The organism is Streptococcus sp. GMD3S (genome assembly GCF_000298695.2).
Lineage (GTDB): Bacteria > Bacillota > Bacilli > Lactobacillales > Streptococcaceae > Streptococcus.
Genome location: NZ_AJRC02000076.1, coordinates 1 through 684, shown reverse-complemented (window position 1 = coordinate 684; position 684 = coordinate 1). Strand labels below are relative to the sequence as shown.

1 protein-coding gene is annotated in these 684 nt (G+C 44.0%); it reads right to left on the bottom strand.

What is annotated here, in order from left to right; genetic code table 11:
• On the bottom strand, positions 1-532 hold a 532-nt coding region (gene tsaB, locus GMD3S_RS0210270; protein ID WP_025173031.1), incomplete at its 3' end, for a tRNA (adenosine(37)-N6)-threonylcarbamoyltransferase complex dimerization subunit type 1 TsaB.
• Between the last annotated feature and the right edge of the window lie 152 nt (positions 533-684).

The following is a 684-nucleotide window of genomic DNA, read 5'->3' as shown; positions in this document are numbered from 1 at the left end:
GCAAGGTTTCTTCGTAGTTAGTTTGTGGCAGATGCTCTTGGATTTGTTCCACAAAGGCTCCAACTTCTCCGACAAAGGTCACCTGCTCAGCATCCTTGACCTGCTCTAGCACTTCCGCAAAAGACAGGTGCGCTTCTGGAAAGACAGCCTTGGCATTTTCATAAAATCCTGCATAGACATTGTTGCGACGTGCATCCATGATAGGAACCACCAAGCCTTCTTGCTGACTTGGCACCAGAGCTAAGAGGCTGGACATCCCCACTAACTCAATGTTCAGAGTATGAGCCAAAGTCTTGGCAGTGGCTACCGCAATTCGTAAACCTGTGTAGCTACCTGGTCCCTCTGCCACCACGATTCGATCCAAGTCCTTGGGTGTCAGGTCCAGACTTTCCATCAAAAAATCGATGGCAGGCATAAGGGTGATACTGTGGTTTTTCTTGATATTGATCATAGTCTCGGCAAGAACTTGCTTATCCTCTAAAATGGCTAGAGAAAGAGCCTTGCTGGACGTATCAAAAGCTAATACTTTCATAACACATTCCTATCTTTTTGTCTGCTTACTATTATACTACAAAAGCTGACGCATGGGAATTTTCTTCTTTTTGAAACAAAAGGGCCTGCCACTTAGACAAAAAGAAGTGTAAATAAGTCATATATACCTTAACTCGATTTTCGATGTGAGAA